This is a genomic window from Prauserella flavalba, assembly GCF_003202235.1.
GTDB classification, from domain to species: Bacteria; Actinomycetota; Actinomycetes; order Mycobacteriales; family Pseudonocardiaceae; genus Prauserella_A; species Prauserella_A flavalba.
Genome location: NZ_MASU01000027.1, coordinates 1 through 20,945, shown reverse-complemented (window position 1 = coordinate 20,945; position 20,945 = coordinate 1). Strand labels below are relative to the sequence as shown.

At 64.8% G+C, this 20,945-nt stretch carries 22 protein-coding genes; 11 read left to right on the top strand and 11 right to left on the bottom strand.

Going from position 1 to position 20,945, the window contains the following annotated elements; translation table 11 throughout:
- The first annotated feature begins 413 nt into the window (after positions 1 to 413).
- The 5 genes from BA062_RS38180 (at position 414) to lnt (ending at position 5,697) form a co-directional block, all read left to right on the top strand.
- The gene (locus BA062_RS38180; RefSeq protein WP_228714317.1) at positions 414 to 1,256 is read left to right on the top strand and encodes an ABC transporter substrate-binding protein; all 843 of its coding nucleotides are present in this window, start codon (positions 414 to 416) and stop codon (positions 1,254 to 1,256) included.
- A 9-nt stretch (positions 1,257 to 1,265) separates the two neighbouring features.
- The gene (locus tag BA062_RS38175; RefSeq protein WP_110343988.1) at positions 1,266 to 1,913 is read left to right on the top strand and encodes an amino acid ABC transporter permease; all 648 of its coding nucleotides are present in this window, start codon (positions 1,266 to 1,268) and stop codon (positions 1,911 to 1,913) included.
- Complete coding sequence (locus tag BA062_RS38170; protein ID WP_110343987.1) at positions 1,910 to 2,722, top strand: amino acid ABC transporter ATP-binding protein; 813 nt, start codon at positions 1,910 to 1,912, stop codon at positions 2,720 to 2,722. The genes BA062_RS38175 and BA062_RS38170 overlap by 4 nt, the downstream gene beginning before the upstream one ends.
- Positions 2,719 to 3,921, top strand: coding sequence for an aminotransferase class V-fold PLP-dependent enzyme (locus BA062_RS38165; protein ID WP_110343986.1), 1,203 nt, complete (start codon positions 2,719 to 2,721; stop codon positions 3,919 to 3,921). The genes BA062_RS38170 and BA062_RS38165 overlap by 4 nt, the downstream gene beginning before the upstream one ends.
- Before the next feature lie 243 nt (positions 3,922 to 4,164).
- Positions 4,165 to 5,697 carry an apolipoprotein N-acyltransferase gene (gene lnt / locus BA062_RS38160; RefSeq protein ID WP_168214207.1) on the top strand — a complete coding sequence of 511 codons (1,533 nt, stop codon included), beginning with the start codon at positions 4,165 to 4,167 and terminating at the stop codon, positions 5,695 to 5,697.
- Here the strand turns inward: lnt and BA062_RS38155 are convergent.
- From BA062_RS38155 to BA062_RS38125, 8 genes are all read right to left on the bottom strand, one after another.
- Positions 5,663 to 6,619, bottom strand: a complete 957-nt coding sequence (locus BA062_RS38155) for a M56 family metallopeptidase (RefSeq protein WP_110343985.1) — start codon at positions 6,617 to 6,619, stop codon at positions 5,663 to 5,665. The genes lnt and BA062_RS38155 overlap by 35 nt on opposite strands.
- Positions 6,616 to 6,978, bottom strand: a complete 363-nt coding sequence (locus tag BA062_RS38150) for a BlaI/MecI/CopY family transcriptional regulator (RefSeq protein ID WP_110343984.1) — start codon at positions 6,976 to 6,978, stop codon at positions 6,616 to 6,618. The genes BA062_RS38155 and BA062_RS38150 overlap by 4 nt, the downstream gene beginning before the upstream one ends.
- A gap of 263 nt (positions 6,979 to 7,241) precedes the next feature.
- Complete coding sequence (locus tag BA062_RS39660; protein WP_146240143.1) at positions 7,242 to 7,778, bottom strand: hypothetical protein; 537 nt, start codon at positions 7,776 to 7,778, stop codon at positions 7,242 to 7,244.
- Between the two features lie 59 nt (positions 7,779 to 7,837).
- Positions 7,838 to 9,004 (bottom strand): VldE C-terminal domain-containing protein, encoded by a 1,167-nt coding sequence (locus tag BA062_RS38145; protein WP_158303261.1) that lies wholly within the window; start codon positions 9,002 to 9,004, stop codon positions 7,838 to 7,840.
- A 61-nt stretch (positions 9,005 to 9,065) separates the two neighbouring features.
- Positions 9,066 to 9,734: a MerR family DNA-binding protein gene (locus BA062_RS41515; RefSeq protein WP_407675812.1), complete on the bottom strand. Its 669-nt coding sequence runs from the start codon at positions 9,732 to 9,734 to the stop codon at positions 9,066 to 9,068.
- Positions 9,735 to 10,705: 971 nt separating this feature from the next.
- Complete coding sequence (locus BA062_RS40095) at positions 10,706 to 10,939, bottom strand: hypothetical protein (protein WP_158303260.1); 234 nt, start codon at positions 10,937 to 10,939, stop codon at positions 10,706 to 10,708.
- 28 nt (positions 10,940 to 10,967) lie between these two features.
- Positions 10,968 to 11,492, bottom strand: coding sequence for a DUF2269 domain-containing protein (locus BA062_RS38130; protein ID WP_228714316.1), 525 nt, complete (start codon positions 11,490 to 11,492; stop codon positions 10,968 to 10,970).
- The gene (locus tag BA062_RS38125) at positions 11,489 to 11,731 is read right to left on the bottom strand and encodes a hypothetical protein (RefSeq protein ID WP_110343981.1); all 243 of its coding nucleotides are present in this window, start codon (positions 11,729 to 11,731) and stop codon (positions 11,489 to 11,491) included. Before BA062_RS38125 ends, BA062_RS38130 begins: the two co-directional genes overlap by 4 nt.
- A 109-nt stretch (positions 11,732 to 11,840) precedes the next feature.
- Here BA062_RS38125 and BA062_RS38120 point away from each other — a divergent pair, with 109 nt between their 5' ends.
- From BA062_RS38120 to BA062_RS41135, 3 genes are all read left to right on the top strand, one after another.
- Positions 11,841 to 12,431, top strand: coding sequence for a TetR/AcrR family transcriptional regulator (locus tag BA062_RS38120; protein ID WP_228714315.1), 591 nt, complete (start codon positions 11,841 to 11,843; stop codon positions 12,429 to 12,431).
- A 161-nt stretch (positions 12,432 to 12,592) separates the two neighbouring features.
- On the top strand, positions 12,593 to 13,684 hold the full coding sequence (locus tag BA062_RS38115) for a DUF6119 family protein (protein WP_110343980.1): 1,092 nt from the start codon (positions 12,593 to 12,595) through the stop codon (positions 13,682 to 13,684).
- Between the two features lie 22 nt (positions 13,685 to 13,706).
- On the top strand, positions 13,707 to 14,204 hold the full coding sequence (locus tag BA062_RS41135) for a DUF6119 family protein (RefSeq protein ID WP_110343979.1): 498 nt from the start codon (positions 13,707 to 13,709) through the stop codon (positions 14,202 to 14,204).
- A gap of 196 nt (positions 14,205 to 14,400) precedes the next feature.
- Here the strand turns inward: BA062_RS41135 and BA062_RS38105 are convergent, their stop codons facing one another.
- Both BA062_RS38105 and ctaD read right to left on the bottom strand, forming a co-directional pair.
- The gene (locus tag BA062_RS38105) at positions 14,401 to 15,954 is read right to left on the bottom strand and encodes a multicopper oxidase family protein (protein WP_110343978.1); all 1,554 of its coding nucleotides are present in this window, start codon (positions 15,952 to 15,954) and stop codon (positions 14,401 to 14,403) included.
- A gap of 53 nt (positions 15,955 to 16,007) precedes the next feature.
- Positions 16,008 to 17,780, bottom strand: a complete 1,773-nt coding sequence (gene ctaD, locus BA062_RS38100) for an aa3-type cytochrome oxidase subunit I (protein WP_110343977.1) — start codon at positions 17,778 to 17,780, stop codon at positions 16,008 to 16,010.
- Between the two features lie 202 nt (positions 17,781 to 17,982).
- Here ctaD and BA062_RS38095 point away from each other — a divergent pair, with 202 nt between their 5' ends.
- From BA062_RS38095 to BA062_RS38085, 3 genes are all read left to right on the top strand, one after another.
- Positions 17,983 to 18,327, top strand: a complete 345-nt coding sequence (locus BA062_RS38095; RefSeq protein ID WP_110343976.1) for a BlaI/MecI/CopY family transcriptional regulator — start codon at positions 17,983 to 17,985, stop codon at positions 18,325 to 18,327.
- Between the two features lie 328 nt (positions 18,328 to 18,655).
- Entirely contained in the window at positions 18,656 to 19,213 is a 558-nt protein-coding gene (locus BA062_RS40090) for a M56 family metallopeptidase (RefSeq protein WP_158303259.1), read from the top strand.
- Positions 19,213 to 19,857 (top strand): class I SAM-dependent methyltransferase, encoded by a 645-nt coding sequence (locus BA062_RS38085; RefSeq protein WP_110344000.1) that lies wholly within the window; start codon positions 19,213 to 19,215, stop codon positions 19,855 to 19,857. The genes BA062_RS40090 and BA062_RS38085 overlap by 1 nt, the downstream gene beginning before the upstream one ends.
- 28 nt (positions 19,858 to 19,885) lie before the next feature.
- On the opposite strand, the gene BA062_RS38080 is transcribed toward BA062_RS38085, so the two are convergent.
- Entirely contained in the window at positions 19,886 to 20,842 is a 957-nt protein-coding gene (locus tag BA062_RS38080) for an IS481 family transposase (RefSeq protein ID WP_110343974.1), read from the bottom strand.
- Positions 20,843 to 20,945 lie beyond the last annotated feature (103 nt).

The following is a 20,945-nucleotide window of genomic DNA, read 5'->3' as shown; positions in this document are numbered from 1 at the left end:
CCGGTTGTTCCCGTGTCGGCGTGCGACCACGACGCCCTCGGCGCAGTGCAGGAACCCAATCGTGCGTACCGACAGCGTCGGTCATCGGCTACCCGCGTCAGAGCGGCAATACTAAATCAGATAGTAACGGCGCGCAATCCGCCGAAAGAGGCCCGATCTCGGCCTTGCTGTTGCGCTCGAGTTGCGCCTCCGTACCCCTTCCGTTCGCCCATTGACGACATACCCAACGGGGGCATAGTGTTCACTCGCTCGAGTGACGTAGTTAGCCATTACCACAACTCGCCACTGACAAGGTCAGATCCGTGGGCGGTCGTCGACACCGACACCAAACCTGACCTGACCACGGCGAAGGCCGGCTCGTCGTTGCCGCGGGCCGCTTCGTCCAGCGGCTTTCACCCGCAGATGGAGGCGTTATGGGAATGTCACATATCCGGCGGCCGTTCAAGGTTGCGTTCTCGCTAGTTGCCGTCGTTGTCAGTGGAGTGCTCGTGGCTTGCTCCAGCGGGAGTTCCGGTGACGTCCTGCAGCAGGTGCGCGACAACGGCACCTTGCGCGTGGCGCTTACGCAGGCGAATCCACCGTGGAACTTCCTCGACGCCTCGGGGCAGCCAGTCGGTTACGACGTCGACGTGGCACGTGAGGTGGCCCGGCGGATCGGTGTTGACAACGTCGAGTTCGTCGCGTCGAACTTCCAGAGCTTCATCGAGGGCGTTCGGGCGGGGCGGTTTGACATCGTCATCTCCGGCCAGACGGTGACCGACGAACGGAAACAGCAGGTCGACTTTTCGACTCCCTACCAGGTCAACGGTGTCTCGATCTTCACCGCGTCGTCCACGAACTCAATCGACTCGCTCGAAGATCTACGAGGAAAGGTCATCGCCGTGTCCGCCGGAACCACACAAGAGAAGTTCGCCAGCGAGGAAGTCCCTGATGCGCAGGTCAAGACGTACCAGAATGCAACGCTGGGCCTGACCGACCTGGGGCGCGGCAACGCAGACGCCATGCTGGTTTCCCGGTTCCAGGGTAGCTACCTGGCTAAGCAGAACGGCCTCCACGTCAAGCCAGTCGGTCCCCTGCTGGAGAGCGAGGTCAACGCCATGTCCTTCCGGAAGGGCTCGGCCGAGTTCAAGAAGGAGATCGACAAAGCAATTGCCGAAATGATTGAGGACGGGTCCCTGACAAAGATCTCCCGCAAGTGGCTGGGTGGCCTGGACATGGTGGAAGAGCTCAAGGAACTGCAGCCGGAACAGAGCTAGGAGCAATCGATGGACATGCTGGTTGACTCGTTCCCCATGCTCCTCCGGGGCCTGGGTATCACCCTGCTGCTCGGCGTAGTGTCCTTTGTACTGGGTTCTGCTCTCGGCGCCTTGGTCGCCCTGGCGCGTATTTCCGCATTCCGCGTCCTCAGGGGTTCTGCGATCATGTATGTCTCGATCTTTCGGGGAACCCCGCTGCTCATTCAGATCATGATCATCTACTTTGGTCTGCCGCAGCTTGGCGTACAGCTGGAACCAATTCCGTCGGCGATCCTTGCGTTGAGTCTGTTTGCCGGAGCCTACCTCAGTGAGAACTTCAGAGGCGGCATTCTCGGTGTGGACAAAGGGCAGTGGGAAGCCGCCTCGTCCATCGGTATGCCGTACTGGCGCACGTTCCGCAGGATCATCTTCCCGCAGGCGATCAGGATCGCCACCCCGGCCGTTGGCGGCCGGTTCATCGCGCTGATGAAGGACACCTCGCTAGCGTCAGTGGTTACCGTTGTCGAACTGACTCGCGTCGCGGAGAGCATCGGCAACGCGAACTTCCGGTACATGGAGGCGTTCCTGATGATCGGTGCCATGTACTGGCTTATCAACACGCTGTTGTCGGTCGGGCAGGGGATGCTCGAACGGCGACTGGGAAAGGCGTACGCATGACAAAGCCCCCGATCGAACTCACCGGCATCCACAAAGCCTTCGGCGAACTTGAGGTCCTGCGCGGCGTCGATCTCTCGGTCGAGCGAGGTGAGGTCGTCGTACTCATGGGACCATCCGGTTCTGGAAAGACCACTCTCGTGCGATGCATGAACCTGCTCGAGGAACCCGACTCCGGACACGTGCGCATCTGTGACTGCGCGTTCTCCTGCGGCGCTAGCCGTGACGGACGCGGCCGGGCACGGCTGATGCAGCGAGCACGGCAGCAAACCGGCATGGTTTTCCAGCAGTTCAACCTCTTCCCCCATATGACCGCACTGGGCAACGTGATCGAAGGCCCCCGACAGGTGCGGAAGCTACCGACCGCCGAAGCGATCGCACTCGGGGAGCGCCTGTTGGACCGAGTTGGACTGGCCGACAAGCGCGATGTCCATCCGTCTCGACTGTCCGGGGGGCAGAAGCAGCGGGTGGCGATCGCGCGTGCGCTGGCTATGGAGCCGGAGGTCGTGCTCTTCGACGAACCGACTTCCGCCCTCGACCCAGAGTTGCACGCCGAGGTGCTGGAGGTTATCCAGGAGCTTGCTGGCGATGGCATGACAATGGTGATCGTTACCCACGAGACACACTTCGCGCGGGAGGTAGCTGACCGGATCGTATTCATGGACGGTGGAGTGGTCGTCGAGGACGCAACGGCCGAAGCGTTCTTTACGCGTCCGTCGAAGGAGCGGGTGCGCACGTTCCTCAGGCTCGTCGATCACTCCGGCGCGGTGGTCGACGCTCCGGCACCGCGTGTGGGGGAGGAGGCGGTATGACGGCGCTGGCGATCGATGCCTTTGATGTGGAGACTGCGCGGCGAGAGACACCAGGTTGCAGCAACGTCGTGCACTTCAACAACGCGGGTGCCTCACTGATGCCCGCGTCTGTGCTGGACAGTACCGTCTCGCATTTGAGGCTGGAGGCGCGTATCGGGGGCTACGAGGCGGCCGCGGAGGCCGCCGCGACCATCGATGCGGCCTATGCCTCTGCGGCATGTCTCCTCGGCTGCGAGCCCAGCGAGATCGCTGTGCTCGACAGCGCCACTCGTGCCTGGGATATGGCGTTCTACTCGATTCCGTTCAGGGCCGGCGATCGGATCCTGACCAGCGAGGCCGAGTACGGCAGCAACTTCATCGCATACCTCCAGCTTGCCGCCCGCTACGATCTCAAGGTCGAGGTGGTCGCCAACGACGAATCCGGGCAGATCTCCGTGCCACGGTTGCGTGAGCTGATTGACGAGCGGGTACGGCTGATCTCGTTGACCCACGTGCCGACCAACTGCGGCCTTGTCAATCCAGCCGCCGAAGTCGGCAAAGTCGCGCGGGAGGCCGGTGTGCTCTATCTGCTTGATGCGTGTCAGTCCGCAGGGCAGATGCCGCTCGATGTCGGTGAGATCGGCTGCGACCTGCTATCACTGACGGGACGCAAGTACCTTCGCGGCCCACGAGGCACCGGCTTACTCTACGTCCGCCAGGACCTGCTCGATCAACTCTCGCCACCGATGCTGGACCTGCATGCGGCCACCTGGACAGCCCGAGATGAGTACCGCATGCGGCCGGACGCCCGCCGGTTCGAGTCGTGGGAGTGCAACTATGCGGCCAAGATCGGGCTGGGAACAGCCATTGATTACGCCCTTGGCTGGGGCTTGGACCGCATCCGCGAGCGGGTGTACATGTTGGCCGACGAACTGCGTGCACGGCTGGAGGAGTTGCCCGGAGTAAAGCTCCGCGACGTGGGTGCCGAACGTTGCGGGATCGTGGCCTTCACCGTGGACGGCGTCGCCCCGGCCGATGTCAAGCAACGCCTCGCCACCCGAGGGATCAATGTCAGCGTGTCGCGCGCTCCCTCGACGAGGGTGGACATGGAGAACAGAGGACTCGATGAGCTGGTACGCGCCTCGGTGCACTACTACAACACCCAACGAGAGATCAGGTCCCTGTGCGATGCCGTGAGAAGGGCAACATCGATGGGGTGACCCAGTAGCTGTCGAGCGGATCAGTCGACGCGCTGCCAAGCTCCCGGGCATGTGCTCGGGCGGGCCGGGATCACCCGGCAGCATCGAGGAGAGGGTTACTCGGCCGGCTAGTGTCCAGACCAAGTTACTATCTGTAATAGTAGTAGTGGTGCTAGAAGGGCTGGGCGGGTGGCTGTGGAGGTTGATTCGCAGGGAGTGAGTCGGCCCGCACGCACATCGCGGTGGCGCTTCTCCGCTCGCGTGGTGGGGACTGCACCTTGGCTTCGCCTTGGTGCGGCTGCAGGCGGCGGCATTGTCCTCTTTGTCGCCTCACCACCCCGACCGCTGTGGTGGCTCGCGCCGGTTGCGTTCGCGTTGTTGGTGCTGGCCGTCTCCGGTCGCCCCGTGCGGCATGCATTCGGCGCTGGTGTGGCGTTCGGCGTCACGTACCTTTTGCCGCTACTGCAGTGGCTGGATGATTTCTTGGGGGTTGCCTTCGGCGTCTGGCCATGGTTGGGCCTGGTGGGGTTGGAAGCGTTGTTCTTCGGCCTGATGGGAGCAGGCATGGCGAAGGTCAGCCGACTGCCCATGGCCCCTGTGTGGATGGCCGCGGTCGTCGTGGCTGCGGAGGCGGTGCGCTCACGAGTTCCGTACGGCGGATTCCCGTGGGGGCGCGTCGCATTCACTCAGCCTGAGGGGATCTTCCTGCCACTCGCGGTAGTGGGTGGAGCGGTTCTGGTGGGCTTCGCCGTGGCGCTCGCTGGCTGCGGACTCGGCGTCGTGGCGCTGCGAATCCGGCAAACACCGCGCCGGTCGATTGCGCCAGGCCTGATCGGTGTGTTACCGGTGCTGGCCGGTTGGCTGGCGGCGTCGTTGATCGAGACCGGGGCGGAGGACGGGACCATGAATGTCGCCGTGGTTCAGGGAAACGCGCCCGACAGCGGCCTCGCGCTCCTGGGCCGGAGTGCGACGGTGCGGGCCAATCATATCGCTCAGGCTAACCAACTTGTCGATGATGTCCGTGCCGGCCGAGGTCCTTCACCCGACCTCGTGATCCTGCCCGAGTCGTCGAACGTGTTTGCGCCCGGACGCGGCGACCCGGACCTTGACCGCATCGCACGTGAGCTTGGTGTGCCGGTTGCGGTGGGTGGCACCGCCTACAGCGTGGACGGTCGTGTCAGTAATCGGATAATCCTGTGGAGCCCTGGACGTGGCGCTACCAAAGAGTACGCCAAGCAGCAGTTGGTGCCGTTCTCGGAGTTCGTCCCGCTCCGGGCTGTCGCCGCCGCGGTGACCCCGTTCAGCGACGATCCGGCGGGCGACATGGTGCCCGGTGATCGACCAGGCGTCCTCGACGTGGGATCGGCTCGAGCGGGGTTCGCCATCTGTTACGAGGTTGCCTACGACTACGTGCTCACCGATGCGACCCGGGCGGGAGCTCAGCTGTTGGTCGTGCCCACGAACAACGCGTGGTTCGGGCGCACCGAGATGACCTTTCAGCAGCTGGCGATGGCGAGGCTACGAGCGGTGGAGCACGGCCGTGCCGTCATCGTCGCGTCGACCAGCGGAGTCAGCGCGATCGTACGACCCGACGGCAGCGTAGTCCGCCGCACCGGACAGTTCACCTCGGAGTCGATGGTCGAACAGGTACCGCTGCGGTCGACTACCACGGTGGCGACCAGACTCGGCAGCACTACCGAATGGGCGATCGTGAGCCTCGCGCTCGTGGCACTGATGGCGGCGGCGTTGCGGCGCCAGCCGGTCACCAGCCATTCGCAGGGCAAGCAACTATGGTGACGCCGAGAAGCAGCGCAGCGCTGGTGAGAAATGGCAATGCGGTGGCCGCCATTCCAGCGATGCCGCAGGAGAGGGCTGCGCGAAAGCCACCAGCGGGCTGGGCGGCGTGCTGCAAGCGGGCGAGTCGCAACGTCACAGCGTCCCGTGCCATCGCCAGCGCGACTTCGGGTGTTCCCGGACCCGCGACGCCCAGCAAGGCCGAGCGGACGGCCGACGCTCCGCAGGTGCGGACCGCCGAGACGTCGGCGGCCAGCTCCACAAGCTCACGCAGGGCAGTGTCGGCCTGCTGGAACAGCGGCACGAACGGCATGGTCCGACGCAGGATGCCTGCGATCAGGATCAGCAGATGGTGGCGGCCGCGAAGGTGAGCCCGTTCGTGCGCCAGCACGGCCGCGACGCCTTCAGGCGAAAGATGTCGCCGCAGTCCTTCCGTGGCGACTATGACGCCGGGGCGGTTGCCAAGACTGAACGCCAACGGGCGATCGTGCGCCAGCCACAGCGTCTTCGGGGAGTGGTCGTCGGTGCGGGCAACCAGGCGGAGCACCGCCAGCCGCTCGTGGCTCGCCCGTCGCCACTGGAGGAACTCCCGGACGGCGACGATGGCGAAACGTGCGATCAAGCCCGCGAGTATCGCGGCGCTGAGCACGCCGATGATCTCTTCGAGTTTGGGTGGTGAGCCGTGCTGCAGCGCGGTCCAGCACTGGCTCAGTGCCCAGGTCAGCGGGCTGGGCGCTGCGTGATCCGGTGCCAGGAGCAGCACGACACCCGTGATCCCGGCGAGGGCCACCCCGGACATGGCCAGCAGCCACGCGGCGATCAAGGGCCTGGGATCGCGGCGGCGGAGGTCCGCGCGAAGCAGTTGACGCGGAACGAACCACCCCGCGGCAAGTGCTCCCAGGAGCAGCGATACGGCCACGATCATTGACGGTTAGCCTTATCGGCCAGCGCGGCGCGCAGGATCTCCGTCTCTCGCTCCGATGCTGAGTTGGCGAAATGTAGGAGCGCAGCTCGTGGGTTACCAGAGGCATCCAGCGCCTCGCGCAACGCTCGAACTGCGGCCTCTTCACGGGTGAACGCCGGGCGGTAGCGGTAGGCCTTGCCATCCCGCTCGCGCTCGGCCCATCCCTTACGATGGAGATTGTCCAGCACCGTCATGACAGTGGTGTAGGCGAGTTTTCTGTTTGCGCTGAGGGTCTCGAGCACCTCGCGAACCTTCACTGGCGCGTGGGCGCGCCAGAGCACGTCCATCACAGCGCCTTCCAGATCGCCTAGCCCGAACATCTACCTCACCGCCGTGTGCCGTAAGCTCCCTATTCGCCATAGTAGGTTGATCCGGTTGCCAGACCAAGTCACTACTAGGTGATATAGTACCTTTGAGGTTCGGGTGATTGATTCCACGCCTCACCGTCGGCGGCCTTCCTAGCCTGTGCTGCCCGGCGGACGGGGTGCGGGGAACTGGACGCTTTCTCCGCACCCCACTCATCTGCCCAGGCGCGTGGAGGCTGTCGACCTCCATTCTGTTCGTATGCGAGCGCTCGGCCCGGTCAGTCGCCAGGCTGAAGTCGAGTCGATTCCTGAATGACGAGCCAACGGCCATCCGGCTGCCGCGCGAGAACGACAAACGTCGCTCGCCGGTCGATCTTGGGAGCCGAACGGCCGGTCGATACCGACCAGCGAGCCTCGTAGGCGATTCGCTGTCTTGCCTGATCCGAACCAACCATCTGGAGTTGCTCAACCGTGGCGGTGGTTGTCTGACCCGCAGGCGGTGGATCGACGACGACCAGACCACGTGGGTTGGCCGGGTTGTCCGGTGCAAGGTAGGGGAGTACGCGGCGGTTGGTTTTACCCCGGTCGGTGTCGCGCAAGGTGTGCGCGGCCACAAGGTACGCGCGGGCGACCGCAGTCGGACGACCGAAGTCAATCCCGGACGGATCCCTGCTGCCGGGCGCTCCCGGGCGTTCGGGCGGCAGGGAGGCAGCTGACCTCGCTTGCGGGCCGATCGGTTCGGTCGTTGGCGCTGCCGAGGATTTGATGGTTTCCTCGGGCGGTGCATCGGCATCCGACGCCACCAGCCAAACCAAGCCGACCGCTCCTGCCAACGCAGCCGCCGTGGCGATCCTTCGCGCATCCCATACCACGGCTATTCCCTGAAACTGACGTGGATGTGGTCGTAGTGACCGCCAGTTGGATCGGCCACGTTATAGACGCCACCGCCGGTGTATCGCTCGCCCCAGCCCTCCTGATCGCTGGTGGTCGGATCCCAGTATCGCCCCTGCCAGATGACGTACTTGACGCGCAGGGCTTCCGCATTGACGCGGAGCCAGGCCGCCATCCGCCAGCCCGCTCTCAGCGATTCGCCGGTGGGGAAGATGCCCGCCCGATCCGGGAAGATGTCGCAGCCCTTGCCCTGGGGGTGATCGCTGGTCGGATTCCACGGGCGAGGAGCAAAGCACCCTGCCGACCGGACCTCTGAATCGAAAACACGTTTCACCTCGCCGATCCCATTCGCGGTCGCGGCCGTGACACAGCCGTCTGTCGTGGGGTCAGGAACGGTGCATCCTGTTGGCCCACCGGTGTACGCGTTCGCGGATGTGAGTTGACCGATGTCGATGCCCGAGGGCAGCTTCCCGGAGGGACCAGGTTCGCTTGAAGTTGCCGACCAGTCGCGTTCGTAGCGGCGAATGTTGTCGAGGTACCGACGGACTAGCGACGCACACTGCGCGCCACAGCCGGCTTCACCGGCCTGCGGTATCCCGGTACGACTTCCGACGACCCGGCTGCACCCCGCGATGTGGCAGATGCTTACGGCGTCCATCGGGTCGACAGACTTGCCGGTCTCCTTCAGGTGCGGCGTGATCGCCCTCAGGTTGCCGCAGAGAAAGTCGATCCCGAGTGTCAAATGGGTGCTGGGATCGCTGATATCGGCAGTCGGAGGGGGTGGCGTGCTGGTCCACGGCCGGCCACCCAAGGAGACCCAGTTGGCTTGGTTGATCTGAAGCAATCCCGCCGCGCCACCGTTGACGTCCTCGCTCCACGCTGCCGGGTCCCACCCAGACTCTGCTTGGACCTCGGCCAGAACTCGGAGCACGCTCAGCTCAGGACACGTTTCGCTGATCCGTGTGGTCACCAGCGGCAGCATGCTTTGTGCCAACGGCGGCAACTTGGCCGTTGCCACCCCGGCCCGCACGGGTGTCAGTTCTTCGCCGGCCGATCGGACAGCGCTGATCACCGCGACGAAGACGATCGGGACCATCATCACAGCCGCGCCGAGCAGGCCGACAAGCAGCACGACATGCCGCGCGCGCATCGACCCTCCCGTACCGCTCGCGGGTGGCGTACCCGGCATGTGCAGACTGCCTGCGGCGGCCCTACGGGCGGAGCGCCCGCCTGGAGCCCGGGCTGCCGCGCGGTGTTCGACTGGATACTAGATGTAGTAGTAGGTGGGAGGCAACCGTCCCAACGTGCGGCACGGAATCACTCGGTTCGGTCTGTCGTATTGGCGTCAGTGGGGATCGAGCACCCGCGGCTCGCCGGATCTCGCATGATGGCGACCCCGATCGTATCCGTCGCCGGCCCGCAATGTTGGTCTTTACCGTCAACGCCACCTCGGCCGCGCACCGCTGTCCGCACCGGAGCGGAGTCAGCGCGCTATAACCGGGCAGATCCGTACGTCTCGCTCGGGAACGGCATGAGCGGGTGTCGTGACCCGGCGCGCGGCGGTGAGGCTCGCACGGAAGGGCCTGCAGTTCGGTGATCGCTCTTTCGACCTCAGCGAGGCGCGTGTCGAGCATGATTCCTACCTGCGGGCACGGGGCTGCGCCGTCGCGGCGCAGGGTGAGGATGGTTCGGAGCTCATCGAGGGACAGATCCAGTGCAGGAGCGCGGCGGATGAAGGTGAGCGTGTCGACCTCGGCTTGGTCGTACAGGCGGTAACCGGCCGGGGTCCGCGGGACCGGCGGCAGCAGGCCGCGGTCCTCGTAGCGCCGCACTGCCTTGCGGGTCAGTCCGGTCGCCGCGGCGATCTGACAGACGGTCATCGTCCTGGTCATTCCACCTCTGGCTTGATCTTCCCCCGGGAGAACGTTCTAGCTTCTCCCAGCGTTTGCCGTGGAAGTGGACGGAGGCGCTGGCCGAGTGAGCCGCAATGAGGGGTTTCGTCAGGCGCTCTCCCGCCCCGTCTACCGCAGGCTGTAGGTATCGCGAACCGCGTCAGCCTGGGGGTGATGCTTTCGCCACTGTGGCACTGAGCCTTTTGATTCTGGAGAGGATGAGCTCGGGGCTGGGCGTGACCGGGATCGTGGTCGCCGAAATAGTGCCGGTGCTGGCGCTCCACCCGTTAGCCGGGGTGCTGGTCGATCGTCTCTCGCCCGTGCGGATTATGGTCGTCGCCGACTTTGCGCGGACGCTGCTGGCCGTCCTGTTGCCGCTAGAATCCGGTTCCGTCCCTGGGCATCTACAGCGTCGCGTTCGCGATCTCTGCGGCTTTGTCGTTCTTCAACCCTGCAGCCGGCGCGGTCCTACCCGCTGTGGTAAGGGAGAAGGAATTAAATTGCGGCGAACTCGGGCATCTGGACCGCCGCGGTCGTCTCGCAAATCGTGCTTGCCCGGCGGCGGGGGCTGTGGTCGCGATTTTCGGCTGTGGCCCGGCTTTCTGGATCAATGCCGCGAGCTTCGCTGTCTCTGCCGCTGTCATCGCTCGCCTGTGACTACCGTGCTCGGCGGGCACAGCAGCTCGTGCGGCCTGGTGGAGTGAGGCCCGCGAGGGCTTCTACGTGTTGGCCCGTCACCGGGTGCTACGGGCTCTGGCTGTGGCGCAGGCGCTGGCCGCACTGTCGTGGGTGCGACCGGCGCCTTGCTGGTGACGCTCGTGCATCCGCGTCGGCCTGCCTGGGTCTTCGGCCCGTACCTGCTGCGTGCCGCTGTGGATCCGTGCTCGCCGCGGCGCGCATCCCAGCCGCGGCTCTGGGTCGTTTGATCGGATACGGAGTCGCCACGTCTGTCGGCGCCATTACTTCAACTCGTTGCTGCAGCCCGAGACGCCGCCCGCGATGAGGGGGCGCATTTTCGCTGCCTCGACTTGATCTGGCAGACCGGTCGCCTGGCTTCCCTCGCGGTCGGCGGCTGGCTCGCAGATGTGGCCGGTATCGCGGCTGCTTATACCGCGGGCGGGGTCCTTCTGGTCGCCGCCGCGCTCATCGGCCGCGCCGCAATGCCGCGTGGCGATGGCGGGGCCAGTGAGCACGAGGTCACCAAACGGCGTGGCGCCCGTGTTAAGGGACCTGCGTCGCGCGCTGCTGACGCCCCTGCTCCTGGTGCCTGCGCCACCCGTACGTCGTCACGCCACGGGGCTTGTAGACCGAGAGGATCAGGATGATCACGAGCACAAGCGAGCCGCCGATCGAATGCGGCAGCGTTCCGGGCAACTCCCGTGGATCGGTTCCGGCGGCCGCAGCCCTCGCTAGGGACCTCACGGTGGACGTCTCGATCAGCAAGATGGTCGTGGCAACGAGGGTGAGTAGTAGTTTGACCAGGACCCAGTAGTGGCGGAACAGGCCCCATCGAGTGCCCAGGGCGTTGACGACTCCGATGAACGTCGATGCGATGGCCACCGGGACGATGACATAGGTCACCGTGGCCCCCATGGCGAGATACGCGGCTCGCACTGTCTGTACGTCTTGGCTGGCGGTGGCCGTGATATCGAGAGCAAGGTAGGCAGCGACCGAGCCCAGCCAGCCGACCGAGGTGGCGATGTGGGTCGTGAGCACCACCTTCCGCAGGACGGGCGACAGCGTCATCTGCGGTCATCCGACGGGAGCGGGACCGCCAGGACGCCTGTCGAGGGTGTGTGCCCTGCACCGAGATGGCGGCCGGGGCCGTGATCGCCGCCGAGGCCGGTGACCAGCACGATGACGACCAGCAGGATCAGCGTGCCCGCGACGATCGCGGACACCTTGACCCAGCGGGGGACCCTGGGCGGCGTACCAGGGGGCGACACGCCCTCGCCGTCATCGCCGGTCAGGGGATCACGTGCCATGTTCGACACCGACGCCTCCTCGGTTTGGTCGATCCTTGACCATTTTACGATACACTCTGTCATTCTAGAAATACTATGTCATGAGATCGACGTTCCGTATACTGTGGGAGTGCCGGTGCCGAAGCTGTGGAACGAGACGATCGCGTCGCATCGCCACACGGTGCACGAGGCGATCTTGACTGCCACCGCCGAACTGGTGAGCGAGCACGGGTTGCTGTCGGTCACGATGTCGCAAATCGCCGAGCGGTCCGGCATCGGGCGGGCGACGCTGTACAAGTACTTCCCCGACATCGAAGCAATCCTGCGTGCCTGGCACGAACGGCAGATCGCGTGCCATCTGCACCAGTTGGGCGAACTCCGAGAGCGGGGCGGCCCTCCCGGCGAGCGTCTGCAAGTCATGCTGGAGGCCTATGCGCGCATCTCGAGCGGTCGCTTCTCGCACGATCACGCTGTTCTCGAACTCGCCGCGGTCTTGCACACGGGCGCGCACGTTGTCGAGGCGGAGCAGCAGGTCCATGACTTGTTCAAGGAGCTGCTGACCGAAGTCGCTGAGGTGGGTGGTCTGCGAGATGACGTCGCGCCGGACGAACTCGCCACCTATTGCTTGCATGCTCTCAGTGCGGCGAGGAGCCTGCATTCCGAATCTGCGGTCCGCCGGCTGGTGATGGTGACCATCGCCGGTCTACGCCCAGCACGGTGACCTCTGCGTGCCTGCCGGCGGGCGCAGCTCGATTACTGACGGTGACGACATGTTGGGCTGTCCGAGCGGAATCGTGGCGGCTGAACAGGTGGTCGGCGGCGTGTGGCGTCGAGGCCTGTGGCGTCTTTGGCCACAGTAGTAGCCGTGAGGCGGCGGCTTGGATGAGGATCACGCTATATCTGCTGCGTGATGGCGTGGCCCTGGGCAAGGAGGTACTGCGTCGGCGCGACCTGTTCCGGGAGGTGCCGCTCCAGGCGCCGCCGACGGAGGATATGGCATGGCGCTTGTTCGTCCGGACGCCGCCGGAGCGCGAGGCGCGTTGGGTGAGCTTCGTCCGCCCGATCTTCGCTGATGCTGAGGTCGAGTCGCAGGGCCGGATCTCGAGCAAGAGTTCGGGTGCTGTGCTTCTGGCTCACGTTCTTGGCCGCGTTTTCGCCATCACGTTTGGCACCGGCTTCCATGCCCTAGATCCTGGAAGGATCGAGCTTGACTTCGGTTTGCGTGTCGCCGCCAACTGCGTCGATCCAGACAAGATCACGATGGCGGATGCTCGTGGGTTGGGTAAGGGGCGCCGGAATGCCACAAGTCGTCTCCCGGTGCCCAACGAGGTAATCGCGCTCGGATTGCTCACGGACGAGGAGTGGATCCGCAAGTTCGGCGGAGATGTCAGGGTCACCGGATTTGCCAAGAGTGCCCGGGGTGCCGACTCCCTCCAGCTGAGCATCGATGACTTCGACCTCACCAAGCTCGGGCCCAAACTGCGTGAGGTTCTCGATCTGTACCAGTCCACCGCTTACCGAGAACACTTTCCCTTCCTGGACTACTTTCGGCGCGAAACGGATAAGACGCTCATCGAGCGCCTCGACCGCCTGGCAACCGATGCGGTGTGCCGACGCGATCGGGATGTCGGTTTCGCGATGCCCGACGAGTTCGACCTGCTGGCCGACGCCTACCGGCTGTCACGGCACCGGAAGCAAGCCTGGCTGACCGAGCTGCGGACGGAAGATGTCTACGGCGCGGTCGACCAAGTCAAAGGGTGGAACAGGCCTCTGACATCAGTCAAAGTGGAGCCGTTCGACCTGTCCGAACATGTCGTGGGGGACCGTAAACCCCTCCGCTCCTACGCTGTGGGCAGCGTCCCGTATCAGATTGGTGGCGAGACCCGTCACTACACTCTCACCGCGGGTGCATGGTTTCGGATCGATCAGGAGTACGTGGAGCTCGTCGATCGTTACTTGCACGACTCCGTTTGAGCTGTGGCCGGAAGAACGCCCCATGCCGGGGTGGGACGATTCCTACCTCAAGGCCCATGTGGAGGGTCGCTATGGCGAAGAGCGCTACAACCGGTGGGTCGCGCAGAAGTGTGGGTATATGTTGCTGGACCGCGACCTGTATCGCGGCCGCGCTGGTGAGCGGGTCGAAATCTGCGACCTGCTCACCAAGGACAAGCAACTGATCTGCGTCAAGCGCATGGACGGCTCGGACAAGATGAGCCATCTCTTCCAGCAAGGATCCGTCTCCGCCCGCATGCTCATGACGAACCACGCCTACCGTGACAAACTGATGGATAGGCTTCGTCAACTCGATCCAGGGGCCACGTTCGGCGAAGCCTCGCACTGGACGGTCGTCTTTGCCATTGCTACCAGCAAGCCGGGAGATCTCAAAGAGATCATGTACTTCTTTTCTCGGGCGGCCCTGAAAATGCATGCCGAGGCCATCAAGAGTTGCGGGTTCAGAGTAGCTCTGGCCAAGATAGACAAGCCGTCCGGTTAGTGATCAGCTCGCGACAGTTCCGGATCTGCCGTGCCGAGGTGACTCGGTTGCTCCCACTCTGACGGCCGCTGACCTGGATGTGACAAGATTACGTTTTTTCTGGTAACAGAAGCAGGGCGGGCCGATCGGGTGCTCGGGGTTAGTAGCACTGGCCGACCAATGCCTGCGTGACATGGCGCTGGCCGCTTCTGCGGTTCTATTCCTCTACATAGGACACTACAGTCATCATCCCGGCTTCGCCGTGATAGAGGTTGTGACAGTGGGTCAGCCACTGGCCGGGATTGTCGGCGTTGAAATCCACGTCGAGAGCGGTTCCGGGCAGGACGATCGCCGTGTCCTTGCGGGCTCCGCGCCCGTTCTTGCCGAGCACCTGAAAGGTGTGCCCGTGCAGGTGCATGGGGTGGAACATCTCCGATTTGTTCTCGAATCGAAGGCGTACTCGCTGGCCAGATCGAATTGGCAGGCCGTCGTTCGGATTGTAGGCCTTTCCGTTGATGGTCCAGCTGTATTTGGCGCCAGGCCCTTCAAGCACGAGCGTGTGGGTCACGTCGGGTGACTTTTCCGGAAAGGTGACCTCTTCGGTGGCCTTGAGGTCCTTTGCCGTCAGTACGGGCAGCCTTGCGAGTTGTGGAGCGGCGGCGGCGCCCGTGGCCGGATCGCCTGAGCGGCCGCTCTGGATCAGGACCTGCGCGTAGAGGTCGCGCCCTTCGGCCAACGCTAGGACCGGGACGGGGGAGTCTGGAACGGTGATGATCGCGTCGAGACGCTCACCCATCCCGAGTAGCGCGACATCGGCCTGCTGAGGCACCACGGGGAAGCCGTCAGTGTGCGTGACGGTCATGGGCACGCCGGGAACGCCCACCCGGAAGGCGGTATCTGCCGCGGCGTTGACCAGCCGCAGCCGGATGCGCTGTCCCGGCCTGGACCGGAACGTGGCCGGGGCGGTGGAGATGCGGCCGTTGGCGAGCACGTACCGGTACGTGACGTCGCCGGCGTCACCGCCGAGCAGTTCAGACTGCGGCATTCCGCCCATTCCGGGCATGCTGCCGTGGTCCATTCCGGGCATGGAGGAGCCGCTGGGCTCGGCCATCACCATGCCGTTCTTCTTCAGCTCGGCCAGAACAGCATCCGGATCTCGGCCGTCGACGCCATCCAACCAGTCGTCGAGCACGATGACCAGTTCGGTGTCGTAGTCGGAGCCGTCGGTGGGGTCTTCGACGATGAGCGGTGCGTACAGACCGCGGTCCAGCTGGGTGCCGACGTGGGGATGGAACCAGTAGGTTCCCGCGTCCGGTGCTGCGAAATCGTAGCGGAACGTGGTTCCAGCTTTGATCTCTGGCTGGGTAAGCACCGGCACGCCGTCCATGTCGTTGCGCAATGCCAGGCCGTGCCAATGAATGGATGTCGGCTGGGGCAGCTTGTTCGACAGTTCAGCACTCAGCATGTCACCGCGTTTGATCCGGATCTCCTTGCCGGGCAGGTCACCACCGTAGGTCCAAGTCCGCACCGCAACGCCACCGAGGTCAACATCGTTAACGCTAGCCTCGAGCGACACTGATGTCGACGCGCTGCTCGCGGCGCGGCGCTTGCGTTCCGCTGCGGCGACCGCCGGTGACTTCGGCCCGATCCTGGTGGGGCCGGCCGTGCCAGCGTTTCCGGGCGTGCAGGCGGCCAGGCCAGCGGCGGTCGTCACGCCTGCCCCCATGATCAAGAAGTCGCGGCGGCTGATGCGGCGATGTTGTGCGGTCATGCGTCCCTCATGTGGATCGGTGATGGGCCGGTATCGATGATCGTTCCTGACGGTTACTTGCTGGGTTCGGTAGTGCCGCCCGAATCGACCGATGTGGTGAGCACCTCGGAGGGTGTCGGTGTTGCTTCGGGGTGGGGCAGCGCTTTGCCGGTAAAGGTGATGTGGCCCTCGTCGCGCATGCGTTCGATCATGTGCGGGTAGTGCAGCTCGAACGCCGGGCGCTCGGAACGGATCCGGGGCAGCTCGGTGAAGTTGTGCCTCGGCGGCGGGCAGCTGGTGGCCCACTCGAGCGAGTTGCCGTAGCCCCACGGGTCGTCCACGGTCACGACCTCGCCGTAGCGGTAGCTCTTGAAGACGTTCCAGATGAACGGCAGCGTCGAGGCACCGAGGAGGTAGGCGCCGATCGTGGAGATCGTGTTGAGCGTGGTGAAGCCATCGGTCACCAGGTAGTCGGCGTAGCGGCGCGGCATGCCCTCGGCACCCAGCCAGTGCTGCACGAGGAACGTCGCGTGGAAGCCGATGAACGTGGTCCAGAAGTGGAGCTTGCCCAGCGGCTCGTCCATCATCCGGCCGGTGATCTTCGGGAACCAGAAGTAGATGCCGGCGAACGTGGCGAACACGATCGTGCCGTAGAGCACGTAATGGAAGTGCGCCACCACAAAGTACGAATCGGACACCTGGAAGTCGATCGCCGGGGCCGCGAGCAGCACACCCGACAGACCGCCGAAGAGGAACGTGACGATGAAGCCGACCGAGAACAGCATCGGCGTCTCGAAGGTCAGCTGTCCCTTCCACATGGTGCCGATCCAGTTGAAGAACTTCACACCGGTCGGCACGGCGATCAGGAAGGTCATGAACGAGAAGAACGGCAGCAGCACCGCGCCGGTGGCGTACATGTGGTGCGCCCACACGGACACCGAGAGCGCCGCGATGGCGAGCGTGGCCCAGATGAGGCCCTTGTAGCCGAACACCGGTTTGCGGCTGAACACCGGGAAGATCTCGGACACGATGCCGAAGAACGGCAGCGCGACGATGTACACCTCTGGGTGGCCGAAGAACCAGAACAGGTGCTGCCACAGGATCACGCCGCCGTTGGCCGGATCGAACACATGGGCGCCGAGGCGGCGGTCGGCGAGCAGGCCGAACAGGGCGGCGGTGAGGATCGGGAAGGCGATGAGGATGAGGATGCTCGTGACCAGGATGTTCCAGGTGAAGATGGGCATCCGCCACATAGTCATTCCTGGCGCGCGCAGGCATACCACGGTGGTGATCATGTTGACGGCGCCGAGAATCGTGCCGAGGCCGGACACCAGCAAGCCGGTGATCCACAAGTCCGCGCCCACGCCGGGGGAGTAGATTGCGTTCGACAGTGGCGTGTAGGCGAACCAGCCGAAGTCGGCCGCGCCGCCCGGGGTGAGGAACCCGCCGACGGCGGTCAGGCCGCCGAAGAGATACAGCCAGTAGCTGAGCGCGTTCAGCCGTGGGAAGGCGACATCCGGTGAGCCGATTTGCAGAGGCAGGATGAAGTTCGCGAATCCGAACAGCACCGGTGTCGCGTAGAGCAGCAGCATGATCGTGCCGTGCATGGTGAACAGCTGGTTGTACTGCTCCTGCGACAGGAACTGCAGCCCCGGGCGAGCCAGTTCGGTGCGGATGAACATGGCCATCGCCCCGCCGACCATGAAGAAGGCGAACGACGTGACCAGGTACATGATGCCGATCTGCTTGTGGTCAGTCGTGCGGAACAACCGCAGCAGGTATGAACCCTTCGGCCCCTCGCGCACCGGCGACGGGCGCGGAGCAACAGGTGCCGGTGTCACAACCATGCTCGAACTCCATTCGTGGCGCCACAGCCACACCAAACTACTAGACGAGATAGTAGATTACTGGCTTTTGTGTCGATCGACACGGGTGCGTGGCCGTGCTCGGGCCGATAGGGGCGTACTCGTGGAGCACGCGATAGGGGTGGACCCTCGCTCCAGATTTCTCCTACGATGTTGTAGTAGGAGGTCGTCGGGAGGTGTGGTCATGGGCAGGTTGGAGGGAGAGATCCTCGAGCTGTTGTGGGCAGGTGCTGGTCCGCTGACCGTGCGCGACGTGCTGGAGCAGCTCAACGCGGCGAGGTCCCGTCCGCTGGCCTATACGACCGTCATGACGGTTCTCGCGCGACTGGCCGACAAGGGTGCGGCGCGGCGGCGTCCGGCTGGCCGAGGTTATGCCTACGAGCCGGTCGGTCGCGACCCCGCATCACTTGCAGTGAGACGGGTCATCGACGAGCACGGTCAGGCTGCCGTTGCGCATTTCCTCGCGGAGGCGGAGGCTGACGACGATCTCCGGGAACGGCTGCGTCGGATCATCGAAGGAAGAAGCTGATGTCGGCCCGTGGCGGTGCCTTCTGGAGCCTGATCGGCGCTGGCCTGCTCCTGCGGACGACTGCATTGATCGGGTCCTGCGCGGCGATCACTGCCGTTCTCCACACTCTGTTGACAGGCGCAGCCGGGCGGCTCGTCGCGACGTGGTACTTGGTGCTCCCGGCTCTGGCGTTGATAGCGCTGAACCTCGCAGCGCTACGCCGAGAGATCAAGCTGTCCGGGCCGCGCTGCGGGCGCATCGACGGCTCCGGCTCGCAGCGTTCCCGGTACCCGCGGGGCTACGGTCACTCGTCCGACGACAGGGACTGGTCGCGCGCGTGGAGCGGGTGTTGGACGATCGTGCCTTCGCGCTTACATACGGGTTGTGGCGACCGCGCATCGTGATCAGCGACGGCCTGATTGCCCGTTGTTCCGATGACGAACTGGCGGCCGTCCTGGAACACGAGGCCGAACACGTGCGAGTACGTGACCCCCTCCGCATCTTCCTCTGTCGGATAGCCGTGCTGAGATCGCTCCTCATGCCAGTGCTCGCGCATCTCGCGCAGCGCGCCCGGTGCGATGCGGAGCTGGCCGCTGACAGGCGCGCTGCACACCGCATCGGTCCGGCCGTGCTCGCGCGGGCCTTGCTGATCGCGAGTGCGCCACCGGTTCCCTTGGCTGCTGACGTGATTTCGGGATTCGGCGACCGGGACATGTTGGAGGCCCGTGTGCTGCAACTGGAGGGCGCGCGGGTGGCCCGGCGGCGACCGGCGCGCCGGGCGATCGCGATCAGTGCAGGGGGATTGCTGCTCATGAGCTGGTTGGTCGTGAGCGCATTTCTCGCGTCCTCACTGCTCCATCCCGGCTGCGGTTGGATACTACGAGAATGTAGTAGATTGGCGGCGTGATGACTCGTGAGTATCTGGACGGCAAGGCTGCCGAACGGTTCGCCCGTTACTACGACAGCTTCAACGCCCCGGCTGAGCGCCGCTGGGCCGGCGCCCGGCGGGCAAGGATGGTGGGGTCGCTGACGGGCACCGTCCTGGAAATCGGTGCCGGGACAGGTACCAATCTCCGGCATTACCGCGGCGTTCGCGAGCTCGTCGCTGCCGAGCCGTCCGCAGCGATGCGCGAACGTCTGCGCGACGCCGTAGCCGCAGTCCAGGTACCGGTGGATATCGTGGATGCAACCGCAGAGCGACTGCCGTTCTACGAGACGAAGTTCGATGCGGTCGTGTGCGGCCTCGTCCTGTGCAGCGTCACCGACCTCGATCGGGCCTTGGCCGAGATCCGACGGGTGCTCAAGCCCACAGGTCAGCTCGTATTTTTCGAGCACATCCGTGCCGACGGGCTGCTCGGCTGGGTTCAAGACCGGATCGAGCCGACCTGGGCGCGCATCGCCGCGGGCTGTCGACCGAACCGTCGCACCGTTCAGGCTATTCGCGCGGCCGGATTCACCGTCCGCGAGCTCGACATCTTCCGCCCGTGGCCGCGGGTTCCGCTCGTCGCCCCGTACGCACAGGGCACGGCCATCCCTCGGGAACCGAAATGAGAGAGTGCTGCCTAGGTGTACCCGGCCATCAGGTTGGTGGCAGTCGGCTGATCGGGGGTTTGGCTCCGAGTGCGCTGTGGCGGCGTTGAGTGTTGTAGTGCTCGATCCAAGGCGCAAGGGCGGTGGCTCGCTCGGCGTTGCTGGTGAAGACCTGGCGGTAGGCCCATTCGGTCGCCAGGGTGCGGTTCAGTCTCTCGACCTTGCCGTTCTGCCAGGGGCAATGGGGCTTGATGAACTTCTGGAGGATGCCGTGCTCGGCACACAGTGCCCGCAGTGAGTAGCGGTAGGCCCAGGCGTTGTCGGTCATCAACCGCTCGATCCGAGTGATCCCGTAGGCGGCGAAGTAGGCGATCGCACGTTCGAGAAAGCCTGCGCAGGTCGGGCCTTTCTCGTCGGGCAGGATCTCGCTGTAGGCGAGGCGGGAGTGGTCGTCGACCAGCGAGTGAACGTAGTCGTATCCGGGCCCGTTGACGCGGTTGCGTGGAATCGCGCGGCCGTGGACACGCCAGCCTCCACCGTCGGGGATGCGACCGATCTTCTTGACGTCCATGTGCACCAGTTCGCCTGGTCGCTCACGCTCGTAGCGGATTGCGGTCTGCTTCGAGCAGCGAATCACCTCACCGGTGATCGGGTCGCACTCACGCAGATAGGGCACGCGATGGCGGCGCAGGATCCGTGACACCGTCCGCGCGGGCACCCCGACCTTCGGACCGAGGACATCGGGACCGGCCCGATGCTCGGCGCGGGCAGCCAGGACTTTCTGCTCGACCTCATCGCTGGTCCTGGTGGGCATCGTGTGCGGCCGGGACGAGCGCGTGACCAGACCGGCGTCGCCTTCGACGGCATAGCGGTCGATCCAGGTCTTCACACACTTGCGAGAGACGCCCATCGCGGCGGCGATGTGGGCCTGCGGCCAGCCTGCTTCGTGGCGTTGAACGATCAGTCGACGACCATGCACAGCCAGTCGGGCACTACCGTGGGACACGAGAACCTCCGGGTCGGAGTGGGCCTTAGACAAGCCACATCCCATCCGGAGGTTCTCGCCCGTTCAACCAGGCTCGCCGCTACCAACGTCCTGGCCGGGTACA

Excerpts from the sequence above, each read along its gene's own strand:
- BA062_RS38180 (WP_228714317.1), top strand. The coding sequence starts at position 414 with ATGGGAATGTCACATATCCGGCGGCCGTTCAAGGTTGCGTTCTCGCTA.
- BA062_RS38175 (WP_110343988.1), top strand. The coding sequence starts at position 1,266 with ATGGACATGCTGGTTGACTCGTTCCCCATGCTCCTCCGGGGCCTGGGT.
- BA062_RS38170 (WP_110343987.1), top strand. The coding sequence starts at position 1,910 with ATGACAAAGCCCCCGATCGAACTCACCGGCATCCACAAAGCCTTCGGC.
- BA062_RS38165 (WP_110343986.1), top strand. The coding sequence starts at position 2,719 with ATGACGGCGCTGGCGATCGATGCCTTTGATGTGGAGACTGCGCGGCGA.
- BA062_RS38155 (WP_110343985.1), bottom strand. The coding sequence starts at position 6,619 with ATGATCGTGGCCGTATCGCTGCTCCTGGGAGCACTTGCCGCGGGGTGG.
- BA062_RS38150 (WP_110343984.1), bottom strand. The coding sequence starts at position 6,978 with ATGTTCGGGCTAGGCGATCTGGAAGGCGCTGTGATGGACGTGCTCTGG.
- BA062_RS38145 (WP_158303261.1), bottom strand. The coding sequence starts at position 9,004 with ATGCGCGCGCGGCATGTCGTGCTGCTTGTCGGCCTGCTCGGCGCGGCT.
- BA062_RS41515 (WP_407675812.1), bottom strand. The coding sequence starts at position 9,734 with ATGACCGTCTGTCAGATCGCCGCGGCGACCGGACTGACCCGCAAGGCA.
- BA062_RS38130 (WP_228714316.1), bottom strand. The coding sequence starts at position 11,492 with ATGACGCTGTCGCCCGTCCTGCGGAAGGTGGTGCTCACGACCCACATC.
- BA062_RS38125 (WP_110343981.1), bottom strand. The coding sequence starts at position 11,731 with ATGGCACGTGATCCCCTGACCGGCGATGACGGCGAGGGCGTGTCGCCC.
- BA062_RS38115 (WP_110343980.1), top strand. The coding sequence starts at position 12,593 with ATGAGGATCACGCTATATCTGCTGCGTGATGGCGTGGCCCTGGGCAAG.
- BA062_RS41135 (WP_110343979.1), top strand. The coding sequence starts at position 13,707 with ATGCCGGGGTGGGACGATTCCTACCTCAAGGCCCATGTGGAGGGTCGC.
- BA062_RS38105 (WP_110343978.1), bottom strand. The coding sequence starts at position 15,954 with ATGACCGCACAACATCGCCGCATCAGCCGCCGCGACTTCTTGATCATG.
- ctaD (WP_110343977.1), bottom strand. The coding sequence starts at position 17,780 with ATGGTTGTGACACCGGCACCTGTTGCTCCGCGCCCGTCGCCGGTGCGC.
- BA062_RS38095 (WP_110343976.1), top strand. The coding sequence starts at position 17,983 with ATGGGCAGGTTGGAGGGAGAGATCCTCGAGCTGTTGTGGGCAGGTGCT.
- BA062_RS38085 (WP_110344000.1), top strand. The coding sequence starts at position 19,213 with ATGACTCGTGAGTATCTGGACGGCAAGGCTGCCGAACGGTTCGCCCGT.